Source organism: Citrobacter sp. Ce129 (genome assembly GCF_030334545.1).
In the GTDB taxonomy this organism is placed as follows: Bacteria; Pseudomonadota; Gammaproteobacteria; order Enterobacterales; family Enterobacteriaceae; genus Citrobacter; species Citrobacter europaeus.
In genome coordinates this window covers 189,606-207,562 of record NZ_JAOWDS010000073.1, presented here as the reverse complement: position 1 = coordinate 207,562, position 17,957 = coordinate 189,606, and the positions used below count along the sequence as shown (strand labels likewise).

General features: G+C 49.2%; 15 protein-coding genes and 1 riboswitch. Of the genes, 11 read left to right on the top strand and 4 right to left on the bottom strand.

The window, feature by feature from the left end; genetic code table 11:
- The first annotated feature begins 161 nt into the window (after positions 1-161).
- From apbC to OGV77_RS20620, 6 genes are all read left to right on the top strand, one after another.
- Positions 162-1,271 carry an iron-sulfur cluster carrier protein ApbC gene (apbC, locus tag OGV77_RS20645; RefSeq protein ID WP_075145925.1) on the top strand — a complete coding sequence of 370 codons (1,110 nt, stop codon included), beginning with the start codon at positions 162-164 and terminating at the stop codon, positions 1,269-1,271.
- Between the two features lie 261 nt (positions 1,272-1,532).
- Positions 1,533-1,814 (top strand): DUF2574 family protein, encoded by a 282-nt coding sequence (locus tag OGV77_RS20640; RefSeq protein WP_075146373.1) that lies wholly within the window; start codon positions 1,533-1,535, stop codon positions 1,812-1,814.
- Positions 1,815-2,088: 274 nt separating this feature from the next.
- A complete protein-coding gene (yehD, locus tag OGV77_RS20635) occupies positions 2,089-2,628 on the top strand; it encodes a fimbrial protein YehD (protein WP_043016928.1) in 540 nt (179 codons plus the stop codon).
- Between the two features lie 63 nt (positions 2,629-2,691).
- Positions 2,692-3,372, top strand: a complete 681-nt coding sequence (locus OGV77_RS20630) for a fimbrial assembly chaperone (RefSeq protein WP_087051331.1) — start codon at positions 2,692-2,694, stop codon at positions 3,370-3,372.
- A gap of 13 nt (positions 3,373-3,385) precedes the next feature.
- Complete coding sequence (locus tag OGV77_RS20625) at positions 3,386-5,872, top strand: fimbrial biogenesis outer membrane usher protein (RefSeq protein WP_286502969.1); 2,487 nt, start codon at positions 3,386-3,388, stop codon at positions 5,870-5,872.
- Between the two features lie 11 nt (positions 5,873-5,883).
- Positions 5,884-6,867, top strand: coding sequence for a fimbrial protein (locus OGV77_RS20620; RefSeq protein WP_087051333.1), 984 nt, complete (start codon positions 5,884-5,886; stop codon positions 6,865-6,867).
- A 56-nt stretch (positions 6,868-6,923) separates the two neighbouring features.
- On the opposite strand, the gene OGV77_RS20615 is transcribed toward OGV77_RS20620, so the two are convergent.
- A complete protein-coding gene (locus OGV77_RS20615; protein WP_003834436.1) occupies positions 6,924-7,256 on the bottom strand; it encodes an RcnB family protein in 333 nt (110 codons plus the stop codon).
- A gap of 813 nt (positions 7,257-8,069) precedes the next feature.
- On the opposite strand from OGV77_RS20615, the gene OGV77_RS20610 reads away from it, so the two are divergent.
- The 5 genes from OGV77_RS20610 to OGV77_RS20590 all read left to right on the top strand — a co-directional run bounded on the left by OGV77_RS20610 (position 8,070) and on the right by OGV77_RS20590 (position 14,528).
- Positions 8,070-11,195 carry an efflux RND transporter permease subunit gene (locus OGV77_RS20610; RefSeq protein WP_087051334.1) on the top strand — a complete coding sequence of 1,042 codons (3,126 nt, stop codon included), beginning with the start codon at positions 8,070-8,072 and terminating at the stop codon, positions 11,193-11,195.
- Complete coding sequence (locus OGV77_RS20605) at positions 11,188-11,805, top strand: TetR/AcrR family transcriptional regulator (RefSeq protein ID WP_047410037.1); 618 nt, start codon at positions 11,188-11,190, stop codon at positions 11,803-11,805. The genes OGV77_RS20610 and OGV77_RS20605 overlap by 8 nt, the downstream gene beginning before the upstream one ends.
- A 221-nt stretch (positions 11,806-12,026) precedes the next feature.
- A riboswitch (TPP riboswitch) is annotated at positions 12,027-12,123 on the top strand.
- Between the two features lie 31 nt (positions 12,124-12,154).
- Positions 12,155-12,943, top strand: coding sequence for a hydroxyethylthiazole kinase (gene thiM / locus OGV77_RS20600; protein WP_087051335.1), 789 nt, complete (start codon positions 12,155-12,157; stop codon positions 12,941-12,943).
- Positions 12,940-13,740 carry a bifunctional hydroxymethylpyrimidine kinase/phosphomethylpyrimidine kinase gene (gene thiD, locus OGV77_RS20595; protein ID WP_043016921.1) on the top strand — a complete coding sequence of 267 codons (801 nt, stop codon included), beginning with the start codon at positions 12,940-12,942 and terminating at the stop codon, positions 13,738-13,740. The genes thiM and thiD overlap by 4 nt, the downstream gene beginning before the upstream one ends.
- A 41-nt stretch (positions 13,741-13,781) precedes the next feature.
- The gene (locus OGV77_RS20590) at positions 13,782-14,528 is read left to right on the top strand and encodes a GntR family transcriptional regulator (RefSeq protein WP_043016920.1); all 747 of its coding nucleotides are present in this window, start codon (positions 13,782-13,784) and stop codon (positions 14,526-14,528) included.
- Here OGV77_RS20590 and OGV77_RS20585 read toward each other — a convergent pair.
- From OGV77_RS20585 to OGV77_RS20575, 3 genes are read right to left on the bottom strand one after another with little or no spacing between them, the layout of a single operon-like run.
- Entirely contained in the window at positions 14,502-15,467 is a 966-nt protein-coding gene (locus OGV77_RS20585) for a PfkB family carbohydrate kinase (RefSeq protein WP_087051336.1), read from the bottom strand. The two genes, OGV77_RS20590 and OGV77_RS20585, sit on opposite strands and share 27 nt — an antisense overlap.
- Positions 15,464-16,468, bottom strand: a complete 1,005-nt coding sequence (locus OGV77_RS20580; RefSeq protein WP_087051337.1) for an ADP-ribosylglycohydrolase family protein — start codon at positions 16,466-16,468, stop codon at positions 15,464-15,466. Before OGV77_RS20580 ends, OGV77_RS20585 begins: the two co-directional genes overlap by 4 nt.
- Positions 16,465-17,742 carry a nucleoside permease gene (locus OGV77_RS20575; RefSeq protein ID WP_043016917.1) on the bottom strand — a complete coding sequence of 426 codons (1,278 nt, stop codon included), beginning with the start codon at positions 17,740-17,742 and terminating at the stop codon, positions 16,465-16,467. The genes OGV77_RS20580 and OGV77_RS20575 overlap by 4 nt, the downstream gene beginning before the upstream one ends.
- Between the last annotated feature and the right edge of the window lie 215 nt (positions 17,743-17,957).

Sequence of the window (17,957 nt, the reverse complement as noted above, 5' to 3'; positions counted from 1 at the left end):
GGGCAATTACTTCTTTTGTAGTGAAAAGGGCTTTGATAGTACCAAAATGGTAATTACTGCGCCAAGCGATAAGGGCATTTATCCGTAAATGAATAATTGTTGCGGTTGGAGTAAACTACCTGGTGACTATTGTATATTCAGAACAACAAAAAGGAGTCGGGATGAACGCACAATCCCAGGCCAAATCACCAGAGACCCTGCGCGCCATGGTCGCCGGGACGCTGGCGAATTTTCAGCATTCAACCCTGAAGCATAATCTGACGACGCTTAAAGCGTTGCACCACGTCGCCTGGATGGATGACACGTTGCACGTTGAGCTGGTCATGCCGTTTGTCTGGCATACCGCGTTTGAGGAATTAAAAGAGCAATGTAGCGCCGATCTGCTGCGTATTACCGGTGCGAAAGCGATCGACTGGAAGCTGTCGCATAACATTGCGACGCTGAAACGCGTGAAAAACCAGCCAGGCATTAATGGTGTAAAAAACATTATCGCCGTCAGTTCGGGTAAAGGCGGCGTGGGCAAATCTTCTACCGCCGTGAACCTGGCTTTGGCGCTGGCTGCGGAAGGCGCGAAGGTAGGGATTCTGGACGCCGATATTTATGGGCCGTCTATCCCAACGATGCTCGGCGCGGAAAACCAGCGGCCAACCTCGCCAGACGGTACCCACATGGCGCCGATCATGTCTCACGGTCTGGCGACAAACTCTATTGGTTATCTGGTCACTGACGATAACGCAATGGTGTGGCGTGGTCCGATGGCCAGCAAAGCACTGCTGCAGATGCTGCAGGAAACCCTATGGCCGGATCTTGATTACCTGGTACTGGATATGCCGCCGGGCACCGGTGACATCCAGTTGACGCTGGCGCAGAACATTCCGGTCACGGGGGCTGTTGTGGTGACCACTCCGCAGGACATTGCGCTTATCGATGCGAAAAAAGGCATCGTGATGTTCGAAAAAGTCGAAGTGCCGGTGCTGGGTATTGTTGAGAATATGAGCATGCATATTTGCAGCAACTGCGGTCATCATGAGCCAATCTTTGGCACCGGAGGCGCGCAGAAGCTGGCTGAGCAGTATCACACCCAACTGCTGGGACAGATGCCGCTGCATATCTCTCTGCGTGAAGACCTCGATCGTGGTACCCCGACGGTTATCAGTCGTCCTGACAGTGAATTTACCGCCATTTACCGTGACCTGGCTGGGCGTGTAGCTGCCCAGCTTTACTGGCAGGGTGAAGTTATTCCGGGCGAGATTGCCTTTCGCGCCGTGTAATTAACCGCGTGACAGATATTCACCGCATCATAATGAATTGATGCGGTGAATGCATGGGGTGAATAAACTTCGTTATATTGTTTATCCTGCCTGTATAATCCATGTCTTTTTCTGAATAAATCGCTTCAATGCATCATTTGAATTGATCAAATTCATCCTATTAATCTACAATCTCAATTAGTTCTGGTGAGAGAGTTAACCATTACTCACAGCCAGACGGTTTGCACGCTGTTTCCGCCCAATACAGGAATAATGAATGCTATGAAAATTAGTTTATTCTTGGGAGTTATTACTCTGATGTATGGAATGAGCGCTTCTGTTTTTGCCGCAGAGACTGCCACCGTGAATATAAGTGGTCGAGTAACCGAGCCTACCTGCAGCACTGATGTTGTCAATAACGAAGTGCAGCAACGCTGTGGCAATGCCGTTTCCTTTTCAAACGTCAGAGAGGGGGTCTCCAAACCAACAAAAGGTGCGGTAACGGAAATTGTTACCGTCCCCGGCGACGCTACACGGCAGATTGTGCTGACTCGTTATGATTAAAAAGTCTTTTATTAGCCATGTATTTTTGTGGTGAATAATGCATGGTTAATTATTTCCTCAAAGAATTTCACTCCGGCAGTTAATCTCCTAAATTTATTAATTTATAAACAATAAAGAACTTTATTTATTTGTTGCAATTATATTGCTCTTTGCAACTTGTTTTAAATCAATAAAACAACGTGTTTACATTGCCGTAACGTTTCTAGTGTGCGAATTTAATTTCAAGAGTTAAACCCTCTTAATAAATAGAATTCAATTCATTAAGGAAGATACTATGAAACGTTCAGTTATTTCTGCTGTTGTGCTGTCTGCTGTATTTATGAGCGCTGGGGCTTTTGCTGCTGATACCGATCAGGGTGAACTGATTATTACTGGTAAGGTGGTTGGAACAACCTGTAAATTTACGGGTGACACCACGGCGACCATTGGTATGAACCAAATTGGTGCTGACAGATTAAATACCTTAAGTGCGGGTGGTGTTTATGACGGATACTCAAATAAGACTACCGTGCCATTGACTGTTGAATGTACGGGGGATAAAGCACCGAAAATTACTTTCTCCAGTTCTCAATTTGACAGCACTAATAAATATATTACACGAAATACTGCCGCAAATAATGGTGCTGGCTTCTCCGTTTACTATGGTGATGACTTTACTAAACAGGTTAACCCAGATACAGGTATTGAGTTAACCAAAACCGCAGACAATAAATATACGCTGAACTTTAGTGCACGCTACGCGAAAATTGGTACTGCCGCTGTTTCCGCTGGTGACGTTGCCTCTTCGCTGACGATGACTGTTGTTACTGATTAAGATTGCTATCCTGTTTATCGGCGGCTCTGGTCGCCGATTATTTCCGTAGTAAGGATAATTATAATGAAAAAAATAATAGCATTATTATTAGCTGGCACAGTATTGCCTGCATGGGGTGGGGTATACATATACGGCACGCGTGTCATTTATCCGGCACAGAAAAAAGAAATTACCGTACAGTTAATGAATGAAGGTAGCCGTAGCTCCCTGGTTCAGTCCTGGATAGATGACGGAGATACCAGCCTGCCACCAGAAAAAATCCAGGTGCCATTCGTGATGAATCCTCCCGTGGCTAAGGTCAGCGGAGGTTCTGGTCAACAACTCAAAATCAAGCAACTGGCAAATACGCTGCCAAAAGATCGTGAAAGCCTTTTTTTTCTTAATGTGTTGGATATTCCTCCTAATTCTGCGGAATCAGCAGGGAAGAATATGATTAATTTTGCTATGCAGAATCGCATCAAATTTATATATCGTCCTCAGGGCATTGCCGGTGTAGATGAAAAAAGCTTTTCTCGCTTAAGCGTCAGATATGTCAGTGGTGGCATTAATATCAAAAACAATTCTGCCAACTGGATAACGATACCTGAGCTCGTAGGTAATTCAAAAATAAACAGCGAGACAGTATTGCTTGCTCCGTGGTCAGATAAAAAGGTTGTCACTGCTGCTGTCGTTAATCATTACAAGGTTACTCTTATTGACGATCACGGAAACTACTTAAGTGAAAAAATAAAAACGGAAAGATAGTCAAGGACTGATTATGTCAAAGATAAACTCCATTACACTGGCAATCTTGTCAGTGTTAGCCACTTCATCCGCATGGGCTGAAGAAGACACGTTTGATACAAATTTTATGATCGGCGGTTTGAACGGCGAGAAAATCTCTCGCTATCAAATTGATGGTGATAAGCCAATGCCCGGCATATATGAAATGGATGTTTATCTTAATAACCAGTGGCGTGGCCGGTACGAAATTAATATCAACGCTGATCCTGATGCGACATGTCTGTCCTGGGCACAATTGCAGCAAATTGGTATTCGCACAGAGAATATTAAAACGGATAAAAAAGAGGAGTGCGTGCCGCTACGTGAAGCAGTTCAGGGCGGCAGTGTTGGTTATGACATCGGGCAATTTATTTTGAATCTAAGCGTTCCGCAGGCGTATGTGCTGGAATATGAACCAGGATATATGCCGGCTGAAACCTGGGATCGCGGAGTTAACGCTTTTTATACCTCTTATTACGCCAGCCAGTATTACAGTAATTATAAACACGGTGGTGATGATAAAAGCAGCTATGTGAACCTGAATAGCGGGTTGAACCTGTCAGGGTGGCAGTTGCACTCAAATGCCAACTATACCAAAGGCAACGAGGGCAGCGGCAACTGGAAAAGTAATACGCTATATATGGAGCGAGGTATCCCACAAATACTTGGCACGCTACGTACCGGAGATATGTATACCGGCGCGGATATCTTTGATGCGGTACGTTTTCGTGGTGTGCGTATCTGGCGCGATATGCAAATGTTACCGAACTCAAAACAGAATTTTACCCCAGTAGTCCGCGGGATTGCCCAGAGCAACGCGCTGGTAACCATCGAACAAAACGGCTTTGTTATTTACCAGAAAGAAGTTCCACCTGGCCCATTTGCTATTGATGATCTCCAGCTCGCTGGCGGTGGTGCGGATTTAGATGTGAGCGTGAAAGAAGCGGATGGTTCGGTATCTCGTTATCTGGTGCCTTATTCATCTGTACCAAATATGCTGCAGTCGGGCGTATCGAAATATGATTTTGCTGCTGGGCGCAGTCATATAGAGGGGGCTGGCAATCAGTATGATTTCCTGCAAGGTAGCTATCAATATGGTCTGAACAATCTGCTTACGGTCTATGGCGGCACTATGCTGTCACAAAACTATACCTCATTTGTGCTCGGGACCGGTTGGAATACACCCATTGGCGCAGTATCGGTAGACGCCACGCGATCGCATAGTGAGCAGAACAATGGTGATGTTTTTGATGGTCAGAGTTATCAGGTTGCGTGGAATAAGTATGTCGCTCAGACCGGCACGCAGTTTGCGCTGGCAGCTTTTCGTTACTCCTCGCGAAATTATCGTACCTTTAATGACTACGTATGGGCGAATAACAAAAATCACTATGACCGCGATGAAAATGATGTTTATGACGTTGCGGACTACTATCAGAACGATTTTGGTCGTAAGAACAGCTTTTCGCTAAATATCAATCAAGCGTTACCCGAGAACTGGGGATCCCTGGCCGTCAGCGGCCTGTGGCGCGACTATTGGCAGCGCAGTGGAACCGGCAAAGATTATCAGCTGAGCTACTCGAACGCCTGGCAGCGAGTCAGTTACACCTTGTCTGTTAGCCAGACCTATGATGAGGACAACCACGAGGATAAACGTTTTAACCTGTATATCTCCATCCCATTCTCGTGGGGGGATGGGATTTCCTCGCCGCGACGCGATTTGTTCGTATCCAACTCGACGACGTTTGATAATGACGGCTTTCAGTCGAGTAACACCAGTCTCAGCGGTGTTGCCGGAAACCGCGATCAGTTTAGTTTAGGGGCAAATCTGAGCCATCAACGTCAGGAGAGTGAGACAACGGCAGGTGGTAACCTGGTCTGGCGCGCGCCGATGGCGACCTTTGGCAGCAGTTATAGTCAATCGAATAAATATCAGCAGGCCAGCGGCAATATTCAGGGTGGGTTAGTCGTGTGGTCAGATGGTGTCGCGTTAGCTCCTCGGCTTTCAGATACATTCGCCATAGTTAAAGCGCCTGGGTTACAGGGCGCGGCCGTGCAGGGACATCGTTATCTAACAACTAACAGCAAAGGTTACGCGGTTTACGACAGTCTGACGCCGTATCGTGAAAATATGCTGATGCTGGATCTTTCCGACAGTAATAGCGATGTGGCGTTGCTGGGCAATCGAAAAGGCACAGTACCTTATCGCGGCGCGGTCGTGATGACGGAGTTTGAAACCGATCGGCGTAAACCCTGGTATTTCATTGCCGCGCGTTCGGACGGCTCTCCGTTATCGTTTGGTTATGAAGTGGAAGATGAACTTGGTAATAATGTTGGCCTGGTGGGGCAGGGTAGCCGGTTATTTATTCGTACCAATGATATTCCCGCTTCGGTACGCGTTGCAGTTAATAAACAACAGGGGCAGTTCTGTACGATTACCTTCGATAAGGCGATTGATGAGAATAAAGTCTATACTTGCCGCTAAGGATGCAAGATATGAAAGGATACGTATTTTTGATGTTTCTGCTGCTGTCATCCTTTGGCGCCGATGCCGGATGTACATTTCAGACAAAAAATGGTGCATTAACGACGATTAATCTGGATATGACATCTGGAACAGCAACGAACAAAATCAATCTCAGCTCCGGTAGCGATATAGTGTGTACTGCCAATAGTGACAGCTTATATTATACAACACCTCTCAAGGATTACATTGTTGCAATTCAGGGTAGCGGTGGCAAAAAGGTTTTAATAAATATCAATCTAACCAGCGGTGATTTTCCAGTTAGCATAGGGAAGAAAACGGTTAGTGCCAGCGAAGTGTTGAATACCAAGATTTTCACTATTACAGCAAGTTATGTAAATTCAGGAACGGCTAAGCAAACGGTTTCCGGTGATGCATTTAGCCTGAGCGATCCGGCGGTAAGCATAACCTCTGATAACTCGTGTACTTCAAACTGGCTTGCTTATCTTTATTGTTGGATTACCGGGCGTTTATCGAGTAATTCTGCATTTACGCAGAATATTAACTTTACTGTTACGCATAAACCGACGACCTGCCAGTTCTCCTTACCGCGATACGAAATTAAAATGCCAGATACCACATTAAATGAAATGAACACGGCAAATAATACTAAATCAGGCTCCACAAATCTGATACTGAATTGTGAAAGTATATATAACGTTACCACCAACCCCGTGAATTTTAAGGTGGCTCGCGGTGACTGGGATGAAAGCGGGAAAATACTAAAAAATACGCTAACGAATGGCGCAAAAGGAGTGGGGTTCCAGATATATAACGGCACCGCGACGACTCCCCTAAAACTGGGGGATACTCTGATGAACAGAATAGCTAAACTGGATACAATCAACAATCAGTACACTTTCCCTATTACTGCGAAATATGTTCGTGTGACAGGAGAATCGTTACGGCCTGGTGAGGTTCAAAGTAAAGTCATATTTGCGGTATCTTATGACTAATTAGTGCGGTGCGATGTTTCTAAAAAATGTACCTTCGTGATGAAGGTACGTTTTTTTTATCGGTGATAAAAAATCTCGCCGTCGTAGGCTTTAATGATCTTAGCATCGGCATCATTGACCAGCACGTACGCGCCACCCATGTAGGTCCAGTGGGTGCCTGCGGTCGGTGCAGGCAGGTTGCGCAGATTCCACTGTTTAATGGTGTATTCTTCGGTGAGATACAGTGGTGGAACCTTGTCACCGGGTTTGAAATGGGTGAAGTCAGCAATAAAGCTGCTCAGCTCATACTTATCGATACCTGTGGGCGCAGCTGTTGCAGCCGGCGCGGCCCAGACGACACTGCTTGCAAGCAGGAGTGCACCCAGCAACATTTTATTCTTCATACCCATCCTCTCTACCTCTTCGGGTCATCAAAATCAGTCATGTATCATTCCTGGCTTACAGGGCATCTGACAAGGACTTTTTTGTTATCACACCAGTAATTTCGTAAAAAGTGTAAATGAATGTACAGCATTGCGACAATTTCAAGCGGCATTTTAGCGATGAAGTATCACGTTTTTGCATATCAACTCAGAGTGGAGCTGTTAAACGACATACAGGAGTTGCTCCGGTCTCTGTGACCCGGAACAGCTGTCTTCAAGAAGACCCATAACTGGAATAGCGTTAAAAATTGATGCTTGTTTAATCAATTTATTTACTTTACTGTAAAGTAAATAAATTCATGGGATTTTGCTATGATTAACTTGGGAAAATTATTATTTTTCATTATGTTAATGGCTTTTTCATGTCATCTTAACGCCTCTCTGCATGAGGGGGTATCTGTGGAACCAAAGACTGTTGAACACTGTCTGGTCACGCGGGACCGTGAGCTGGCTTGCTCTCAGTGCACTGATTTGAATTATCAGCATATGCAGCTACGACTCAGCTATTTACGTTTTTTACTACTACAAAATAGTTTCACTATCCAAACCTATGACTATCTCTGGCGTGAACATCAACGAACAATGTCTTGCCTTGAAATCAGCAGATACATTGTCGCAAAAGCAATCAATATTCTGCTATGCCCAGCAACGGTCACATTGCCCATACCTCAACCTGTTTTTAATTTGTGGCAAACATCGCATATGGCTTTTATTCAGCGTGCCAGGCCTCCGCACGTGTTTTCACTGCGCGACCCCATTGACTAAACGGAGGAAAACACGATGCTGGCTCACTTCTTTATTTTCCGTCCTGTATTCGCCGCGGTCATTGCTATTTGCATCGTTTCTGCCGGTATCCTGGCTCTTTTCACATTGCCTGTTGAGCAGTATCCGGATATTGCGCCTCCGGGGGTGAACGTTACGGCAAACTACCCAGGCGCTTCTGCGCAAAACGTTGAGGACAGCGTAACGCAGCTACTTGAACAGCAAATCAAAGGAATTGATGGTCTGCTTTATTTTTCTTCAACCAGCAGTTCAGCTGGTCAGTCTCGTATTAGTCTTAGCTTTGAACAAGGTATTAATCCCGATATAGCGCAGGTCCAGGTACAAAATGCTGTAAATCAGGCTATGACACGGCTACCGCAGGAGGTGCAACAACAGGGGCTTTCTGTGACTAAATCACAGGGAGATAGCCTGATGGTTATCGCCTTATATGACCAGAACGATCGTTTAACCAGTGTCGATATTAGCGACTTCCTTATCAATACGTTGCAGGAGCCCTTAAGTAGAATAAAGGGGGTGGGAGAAACAACTGTTTTTGGTGCGCAATATGCCATGCGGATTTGGCTCAACCCACATCAACTCAATAATTATGGTTTGATGCCATCAGATGTACAAACGGCTATCGAAGCACAAAACTCGCAAGTGACCAGCGGAGAGATTGGCTCTCTTCCTTCTCTCAATGATCAGTATCTGAATGCGACGGTGACCGCCCAGTCCCGCCTGGAAACATCAACGCAATTTGAAAGTATCATTCTTCGGACAAATAATGATGGTTCAGCTGTATATTTGCGAGATGTTGCTCGAATCGAACTTGGGGCTGAAAACTATCAGAATCTGACCACGCTTAATGGTCATCCTGCTGCTGGAATATCTATTCAACTCGCATCCGGAGCTAATGCACTGGAAACTGCTGAAAAGATTCGCGTTGAAGTTAACAGATTAAAAGATCGATTTCCGCAAGGCATTGTTGTTGCTTATCCTCGTGACAGTACACCGTTTGTGACGGTGTCCATCGGAAATGTTGTGCAGACGCTGATTGAAGCGATCGTTTTTGTTGTGGCGGTAATGTATCTATTTTTACAAAACTGGAGAGCCACATTAATCCCCTCATTGACGGTGCCCGTCGTATTGTTGGGCACATTCGGCATCCTCAGTCTGCTGGGTTATAGCATCAATACCTTAACACTCTTTGCCATGGTGCTTGCCATTGGGCTACTTGTCGACGACGCGATTGTCGTAGTTGAGAATGTCGAACGAGTGATGGAAGAAGAACATCTCGATCCGCTGCAGGCTACGCTCCACTCCATGCGGGAAATAACCGGTGCATTAATAGGTATCGCGCTGGTCTTATCCGCCGTTTTTATTCCAATTGCGTTTTTTGGTGGTTCAGTCGGCATTATTTACCGCCAGTTCACAGTGACCATTGTTTCTGCTATGTCGCTTTCCGTGCTGGTTGCACTGACTTTAACCCCTACGTTGTGCGCTCATTTGCTTAAAAGACGAAATGAGAAGAAAGGTAAATTCTTCACTCATTTCAACAGGTATGTCGAAAAAAGTCAGCATCGCTACATTAATATGCTTGCGCAAATATCAGCGCGTCCTGTGAGAATCATTATTCTCGCTTTTCTGATGTCGATGTTCATGGTTTGGCAATATCAAAAACTCGCGACCAGTTTTCTTCCGGAGGAGGACCAGGGGGCAATATCAATCCAGTTCACTCTTCCTCCAGGGGCGCCAATGTCAATGACTCAGAAGGTTGGAGATGAAATCACACGCTATTTTATGACACAGGAGAGTGCCAATCTTAACGCTATATTTACGGTCGCTGGCCGAAATAACGCAGGTAGCGGGCAAAATGTGGGAATGTCCGTTGCTGAGTTAAAGCACTGGGACGAGCGTCAGGGTGAAACGAACAGCGCTCAGGCTATTATCGCAAGGGCTAATCAATATTTTAATCAAACGTCTCAGAACGCAGCTATCAGCATTGTATCTCCACCCACAGTTCGTGGGCTGGGACAATCCAGTGGGTTCGAATTATGGCTTCAGGATATTTCAGACCGCGGTTATCACAGTCTTAATCAGGCGCAAACAATGTTACTTACGGCCGCCAGAGAAAACCAAAATCTGAACGCTGTGCGAGTGAACAGCCTTGCCGCAAAGGCGTTGCTGCAGGTAGATATTGACAGACAAAAAGCACAAGCTCACGGCCTTGAACAGGCGGATATCAACGAAACTCTTTCTGCTGCATGGGGAGGGATTTATGTTAATGACTTTATTGACCGTGGCCGAGTAAAACGGGTTTATATACAAGGTGATGCGCCATGGCGTTCAATACCTGAAAACTTATCCGCCTGGTTTGTACGTAACAGTAGCGATGATATGACCTCATTCGCCAGTTTTGCCTCCTTCCGCTGGACTACTGGTCCACAAATGCTTCAGCGATTCAATGGATTACCTGCTGTGCAATTTCAAGGAGATGCAGCTCCCGGCATAAGTTCTGGGGCAGCAATGGCTGAAATGGCCAGGCTGATAGCGCCAATCGAAGGATTTGATCTGCAGTGGAGCGGGATATCATGGCAGGAACAGGCTTCCTCGGCACAGACTCTGTGGGTATATCTTGCCTCCGTTGCGTTCGTATTTTTGTGTCTGGCTGCTTTATATGAAAGCTGGTCTGTGCCTATTGCTGTGCTTCTGATTATCCCACTTGGGGTTCTCGGCGCAGTGAGTGCAGCCTTAATCGCCGGGTTCGAAAATGATGTCTACTTCCAGGTAGGTATACTAACAACGATGGGGCTGTCAGCAAAAAATGCAATTCTCATTATTGAATTCGCTCTGGCGCAAATCCGCAGGGGTAAACCGTTGATTCAGGCCGCTTTTGAAGGCGCAAGATTACGCTTACGTCCTGTCATCATGACGTCTCTGGCATTTGTTGTTGGAGTTATCCCTCTGGTACTCTCTACGGGCGCAGGGGCCTCCAGCCAGAAAGAGATTGGAACTTCGGTAATCGGCGGTATGCTCACAGGCACGTTACTGACGCTGCTCTTTGTCCCACTGTTTTTTATTCTCATTCAGCAGGGAATCTCGAGACTAAAAAAAGGCAAACGTAAGGAATGCAATAATGGTTAATCAACGTGGGCGGCCAATGAAGTCCCGCCCTCGCATTTTACAAACGGCATGTGAGCTGTTTCTCAAGCATGGCATTGACGTGTCCCTTGATACTATCGCCAGTGAAGCAGGGACAACGCGGCCGACCCTTTACAGCCATTTTCCGGGGGGAAAGGATGCTCTCCTGCTGGCGACGTTTGAATTTCTGAATGACAAAATGCAGCCGCCTTTACGCCAGTTACTCCAGGAGCAACTGGATTTTCCCGATCTCCTGAGAGGTTTTGCCCGGGTTGTACAGAATCATTTCTATACCCCTGAGAATATCCATTTCCAGCGATTATTGATTCAAGTGCTGGTTCAAAAGCCCGATTTACACGTTATGCTGGAACAAAGAAACTCTGGACGCGTTTTGCAGGCGCTGACAGAAATTCTGGAACAGAAAAATAATGAAGGAATAGTCACGTTAGATAATCCGGAATTACAGGCTACTGCTTTCCTCGGGGCCATTATGGGATATCTGCTTCCTGGAGCAATAATCTCGCAAAAAGCAGTTGATCCCCATAAACTTGAGAAACTGGCTGAATGTTCAATTGCAACCTTTCTGTCTGCCTGGGAATTTAAGAGCGGATGATCGTGGTGTCTCAGCATTGAGACGCGCTACGAAATGCCTGAGTGGATGACGACGCCTGCGGCAATGAGCGCCCCTTCCAGAATAAACCGCTGCTGTTCACCTCCCTCGCTGGCTGGTAAAGTATGCGGTGTGGATACATTCCGCCATTCAGTAAATGGATAGCAGGGGCTTAAGTATGTAAGTTTCCCTTACTGTCCTTTTAATATTATTGAGTTTTATGTAACAACGACTCGGGGTGCCCTTCCTTGTGAAGGCTGAGAAATACCCGTACCACCTGATCTGGATAATGCCAGCGTAGGGAAGTCTGACACTGCTCGTGTCCCTTCTTCGCGCGGGCAGGAGCTGAACCATGCAGCCTGACCTGCACAGCCGCGCACTCGCGGCTCACACCTTGCACCAATTTAGAACGCTTTCACCACTCACACACTGTATGACCAACGAGGTCGTGCAAAGCTTTACGGCCAATACGCTACTGGCGCTGGGCGCATCCCCTGCGATGGTAATCGAGCCTGAGGAAGCCAGCCAGTTTGCGGCTATCGCCAGTGCGTTGCTGGTGAATGTCGGCACTTTAACTCAGACGCGGGCTACGGCGATGCGTGCCGCCGTTGAGCGGGCACATCTCGTTAAAACCCCGTGGACGCTCGATCCCGTTGCCGTGGGCGCGCTAGAGTTTCGCCGTCGCTTCTGTCTGGATTTACTGGTACTACAGCCTGCCGCTATCCGTGGCAACGCCTCGGAAATACTTGCTATGGCGGGTATGAACAGCGGGGGCCGCGGCGTCGACACGACAGATACGCCAGCCGCTGCGCTTTCCGCTGCGCAGGCGTTGGCTCGTCAGGTTGGGACCATTGTCGTGGTTACCGGCGAAGTGGACTACGTGACCGATGGTCAGCGTACCGTCTGCGTGAACGGCGGTGATCCGTTGATGACCCGCGTGGTGGGCACCGGATGCGCGCTGTCGGCGGTCGTTGCGGCCAGTTGCGCCCTGTACGGTGACCGGCTTGATAACATCGCCTCCGCCTGTAGCTGGATGAAACAGGCCGGGCAAATAGCCACACAACAATCAACCGGACCGGGCAGTTTTGTCCCGGCTTTTCTCGATGCCCTCTATAACCTGAACGCACAGGAGCAAGCATGAAACGGATTAACGCATTAACGATCGCCGGAACCGATCCAAGCGGCGGTGCGGGTATTCAGGCCGATTTAAAAACCTTCTCGGCGCTGGGCGCTTACGGCTGTTCGGTTATCACGGCGTTGGTGGCGCAAAATACGCGCGGGGTGCAGTCGGTTTATCGCATAGAACCTGATTTTGTTGCCGCACAACTGGACTCGGTGTTGAGTGATGTGCGTATCGACACCACCAAAATCGGTATGCTGGCGGAGACGGATATTGTTGAAGCGGTTGCCGAACGTTTGCGTCGCCATCGGGTGCAAAATGTCGTACTGGATACGGTGATGCTGGCGAAAAGCGGCGATCCGTTGCTGTCGCCCTCGGCGGTAGAAACACTGCGTACCCATTTGCTGCCGCAGGTTTCGATTATCACCCCTAATTTACCCGAAGCTGCGGCACTGCTCGGGGCTCCCCATGCGCAGACTGAGCAGGAGATGCTAGAGCAGGGAAGGGCACTGCGGGCGCTGGGCTGCGAGGCGGTATTGATGAAAGGCGGTCATCTGGAGGATGCGCAAAGCCCCGACTGGCTCTTTACCCGTGAAGGAGAGCAGCGTTTTACCGCGCCAAGGGTGATGACCAAAAATACCCATGGCACCGGCTGTACGCTATCCGCGGCGCTGGCGGCGCTGCGTCCGCGCCATGACAACTGGGCACAGACAGTGCAGGAAGCTAAGCTGTGGCTTTCTGCGGCGTTGGCGCAGGCCGACACCCTGGAGGTTGGTGAGGGAATTGGTCCGGTACATCATTTCCACGCGTGGTGGTAATGGGTATACTGGCTGCAGAGAAGGCTGCAGGAAAAAGATAAATGGAACAAGCGCATACCCAGCTTATCGCGCAACTGAATGAACGCATTGCAGCGGCAGATAACACGCCGCTGTATATGAAATTTGCGCAAACGGTGAAAAACGCTGTGCGTAGCGGGATTCTGGAGCATGGAAATATCCTGCCCGGCGAGCGCGATCTCAGCCAGTTAACCGGCGTTTCGCGAATTACGGTACGCAAGGCGATGCAGGCCCTGGAAGAAGAAGGCGTAGTGACGCGCGCCCGTGGTTACGGGACGCAGATCAACAACATCTTCGAGTATTCGCTAAAAGAAGCGCGTGGTTTTTCACAGCAGGTGGTTTTGCGCGGTAAAAAGCCAGATACGCTGTGGGTCAACAAGCGTATTGTGCCTTGCCCGGAAGAGGTGGCTCAGCAGTTGGCTGTTGCCGCGGGGAGTGACGTCTTCCTGCTCAAGCGCATTCGCTATGTAGATGAAGACGCGGTTTCTATTGAAGAGTCATGGGTTCCTGCCCATCTTATCCATGACGTGGATGCCATCGGCGTTTCACTGTATGACTATTTTCGCAGCCAGCATATTTTCCCGCAGCGCACGCGCTCCCGCGTCAGCGCCCGAATGCCTGATGCGGAGTTCCAGGCGCACATTCAAATGGACAGCAAAGTGCCGGTACTGGTGATCAAGCAAGTAGCGCTTGACCAGCAGCAACGGCCCATTGAATACAGCATCAGCTATTGTCGAAGCGATCTATACGTCTTTGTGTGCGAGGAGTAACGCCTCGCGAGAAGGGGCGCAATCGCCGCCGCGATGCCCTACCACCCAGGACGCAACTGCGTTACCCAGCAGTACGGCATCAGGCAGGGTCCAGCCAGACGCCAGTCCGGCCAGCATGCCGCCCGCGTGGCTGTCGCCTGCGCCGATAGTATCAACGACCGCTGTCGCAAATGCCGGTACGCAACCGGATGTCTGAGCGCTGAAATACCACGCGCCCTCTTTATCGTGGCGTACCACTACCGGCGCGGCGAAACGTTGTACCCATTCTGCGCCAAAACCCTCTACATCATGGCTCAATGCAAACCGCTCGGCGGCAATTTCCGCTTCCTGACGATTAAGTGATACCAGCGGACGGCAGGCCATAATTCTTGCCAGTAAGGGCTCGGGAATGTCGCCGATGCGTGGCCCAAAATCAATAAACGGCGTCACCTCCTCCAGACCTTCCAGCCACTGCACCAGCAGTTCGCCACACTCAGAGGCTAACTGATAGCCCGAGAGATACACCAGACTATGGCGTGGGATATCCAGCTGTGCCAGCCAGTCAGCGTTCCACTGATTTTCAACGCCGCTAAAGGACATAAAGGTACGTTCGCCATCCGGCTCGACCAGAGCCAGACACCAGCCGTTATCGCCCGCGGCATTGTCGATCAGGCTGTGCAATCCCTCTTTTGCCATCCGGTTGCGGATAATGTCGGCCCACACCCCTTGACCCAGCGGTAAAGCATTACTGGCGTCGATACCTAAACGTTTGAGCGCCACGGCAATATTGAGCGCGCAGCCGCCAACGTTCACCCCCTGCTGTTTGAGTTCAATGTCACATCCGCGCCAGGGAAGGGCATATGCATCGGCAATGACATCAATTACCGCCGCACCCACCACCGTAACGGGCCGCTGTGTACGCAACTGCGGGAGGAGGTGTTGCAGATGCGTGGCGATCATAGCGCCTCCCGCTGCTCGCGCAGTCGCATCAATCCACTGGCGTAACGGATAAAGTCGAGCTGATTTACCGCATCCAGCTCATGTTTCAATGTCGGGTTAATCGCGCTTACGCCATGGATAGCGCCACAAATGGCGGTTGCCATCGCCCCGATGGTGTCGGTATCACCCCCGAGGTTTGCGCACAGAATAGCGCAGCGGTTAGGATCGGTCTGCGCCAGTTCAACCATGGCAATGGCGCAAGGCACGGATTCAATGGTACTGGTTCCGGCGCCCACAACCTGATACAACTGCTCGCAGGCAGACTCAATGCCGGTAGCGTTACGGACGATTTTCAGTGCCAGCTCAAGTCGTGCAGAGAGTGATGCGCTAAAGGTCGTGATCCTTTTTTGCTGCGCATGTTGGGCAATGGCAGGTAGCGCATCGACAATCTCTGACCACTTGCCTCCGTCGATAGCGCGTGATACCGCCCACGCGACCACAACAGCCCCAGCGATAGCCAGATCCGATTTATGCGTCGGGCTGGAGGCCAATGCCACATCATCGATAAAAGCATCGACATCGCGGGCGGGTAGCAGGCATCCCAGTGGCGAAACGCGCATTGCCGCTCCGTTGGTCACGCCGTTGTTTTCCAGTTCGGCGACAGGTTTGCCGTCGCGAATGGCTTTTAGCGCGATTTTTGAAGTTGGGCCGAGCACGTTTTTATTAAAGGCGTCAAAACGTTCGGCCCAGGCCAGAATATTGCGGCCAATAACGTCTGGCACAATCTCTCCGTCGCACTCGAGCAGGGCATCTGCCAGACACAGCGCCATTGACGTGTCATCAGTGAACTCCGCCTGGTTAAAATAGCAGGCGGCATTATTCTCCGCAGGGCCGGGCAAAAAACGGTCGATCCAACCGAAATGAGCTTTTACCCGGGTTCGTGGCCACAGTTCCGACGGCATACCCATCGCATCCCCTAACGCCTGCCCATAAAGAGCACCGAGAATACGTTCTGCTTTCATTTCACTTCCCCTTGTTTCAACGCTACATCGCGATCGTCCACCTTAATGGCGGTGATTTCTTTATCTGATTCGCGAAAGAAAATCATAAACATCACGGCAATGACGGCGATCATGACCGCGCCAAATCCCCACATGCCAGCCCAGTTGAAGGTAAGACCATTAACCGGTTCCTGATAAGCAAACATTTTTTCCATCATGACGCCGCCCAGACGGTAACCGAGCAGGCTGCCGAATCCCTGACAGCAGAGGGTGATAAGCCCTTGCGCAGCGGTGCGCATATGTACCGGTGCTTTTTTATCGACATAAATGTAGGCCGTGACGTAGTAGAAGTCGTAACTAACGCCGTGCAGCAGAATGCCGAGAAACAGCAGAGCATAAGTGAAATATTCCTCCGCGCCGCCGTAAACGAAAAATCCGTAGCGGATAGCCGCAGTAATAAGACCAAGCAGCAATACCTTTTTAATGCCAAAGCGTTTGGTGAAAAACGGTAGCGCCAGCATAAAGAAGATTTCAGAGAACTGGCCCAGCGTCATCCAGCCGGTGGCGTTTTTCATTCCGACTTCTGTCAGGTAGCCGTTGGCGAAGATGTAATAGAACGCCAGCGGCATTGCGAACAGGAAAGAGCAAAAGAAAAAGACGAGGAAGTTCTTATCACGCAGCAGGATCAGCGCATCCAGACCCAGCATGACTTTAAAATCCATCTTGCCGGTACTTTTTGGCGGCGTATCCGGTAAGAAGAACGCAAAGACGCCCAACAGCGCGGAGCTTCCGGCAGTGATAAGCAGGGGGATATTGGTGGGTGAAATATCGCTATAGCCAAGCATTTGCGGTAAGAAACCGCAGGCCAAACCAGAAGCAATCCAGCCGATGGTCCCCATCACACGGATGCGTGGGAAATCACGTTCAACGTCCGGTACGTTGGCAAAAGCGATGCTGTTGGTCAGCGCAATCGTCGGCATATAGGTTAACGAATAGGCCAGTAACAGCGGGAAGAATCCACTGAAGGTGGTTTGCTGGGCGGCGAAATACATCAAAATAGCGCCAGCGAACATCAATACCGCCAGCACTTTCTGCGCGGAGAAAAAGCGGTCAGTGATTGAGCCGACCAGGATGGGCGACAGGATCGCGGCAATCGCGGTACAGGCGTAAGACCAGCCGATCTCCCCGGCGCTAAAGCCGCTTTTACTCAGCCACAGCCACAGCGGTACAAACCAGGCGCCCCAGATAAACCACTCTACAAACATCATGAACGACAGCTTAACTGTAGTTTTCATCTTTAAATCCTTCATGACAGGTAAGGTACGCCATGATAGTACCATTTGATAATACCTTTAAAGTACCTTTAAGGTCTAAATTTGACCGCCTTAACATTATTTCTTCCTGAATCGAGCCAGCAGAAGTTGCTGAAAAGTGCGCTAAAGATGGAAAAAAAACGCAGTCGGTACCAGGCTTATTGCTGCCCGCAACAAAACGGGCCAGGACAATCCAC

Excerpts from the sequence above, each read along its gene's own strand:
- OGV77_RS20590 (WP_043016920.1), top strand. The coding sequence starts at position 13,782 with ATGGAACAAGCGCATACCCAGCTTATCGCGCAACTGAATGAACGCATT.
- OGV77_RS20620 (WP_087051333.1), top strand. The coding sequence starts at position 5,884 with ATGAAAGGATACGTATTTTTGATGTTTCTGCTGCTGTCATCCTTTGGC.
- OGV77_RS20625 (WP_286502969.1), top strand. The coding sequence starts at position 3,386 with ATGTCAAAGATAAACTCCATTACACTGGCAATCTTGTCAGTGTTAGCC.
- OGV77_RS20615 (WP_003834436.1), bottom strand. The coding sequence starts at position 7,256 with ATGGGTATGAAGAATAAAATGTTGCTGGGTGCACTCCTGCTTGCAAGC.
- OGV77_RS20575 (WP_043016917.1), bottom strand. The coding sequence starts at position 17,742 with ATGAAAACTACAGTTAAGCTGTCGTTCATGATGTTTGTAGAGTGGTTT.
- yehD (WP_043016928.1), top strand. The coding sequence starts at position 2,089 with ATGAAACGTTCAGTTATTTCTGCTGTTGTGCTGTCTGCTGTATTTATG.
- thiD (WP_043016921.1), top strand. The coding sequence starts at position 12,940 with ATGAAACGGATTAACGCATTAACGATCGCCGGAACCGATCCAAGCGGC.
- OGV77_RS20610 (WP_087051334.1), top strand. The coding sequence starts at position 8,070 with ATGCTGGCTCACTTCTTTATTTTCCGTCCTGTATTCGCCGCGGTCATT.
- thiM (WP_087051335.1), top strand. The coding sequence starts at position 12,155 with ATGCAGCCTGACCTGCACAGCCGCGCACTCGCGGCTCACACCTTGCAC.
- OGV77_RS20630 (WP_087051331.1), top strand. The coding sequence starts at position 2,692 with ATGAAAAAAATAATAGCATTATTATTAGCTGGCACAGTATTGCCTGCA.
- OGV77_RS20585 (WP_087051336.1), bottom strand. The coding sequence starts at position 15,467 with ATGATCGCCACGCATCTGCAACACCTCCTCCCGCAGTTGCGTACACAG.
- OGV77_RS20640 (WP_075146373.1), top strand. The coding sequence starts at position 1,533 with ATGAAAATTAGTTTATTCTTGGGAGTTATTACTCTGATGTATGGAATG.
- apbC (WP_075145925.1), top strand. The coding sequence starts at position 162 with ATGAACGCACAATCCCAGGCCAAATCACCAGAGACCCTGCGCGCCATG.
- OGV77_RS20605 (WP_047410037.1), top strand. The coding sequence starts at position 11,188 with ATGGTTAATCAACGTGGGCGGCCAATGAAGTCCCGCCCTCGCATTTTA.
- OGV77_RS20580 (WP_087051337.1), bottom strand. The coding sequence starts at position 16,468 with ATGAAAGCAGAACGTATTCTCGGTGCTCTTTATGGGCAGGCGTTAGGG.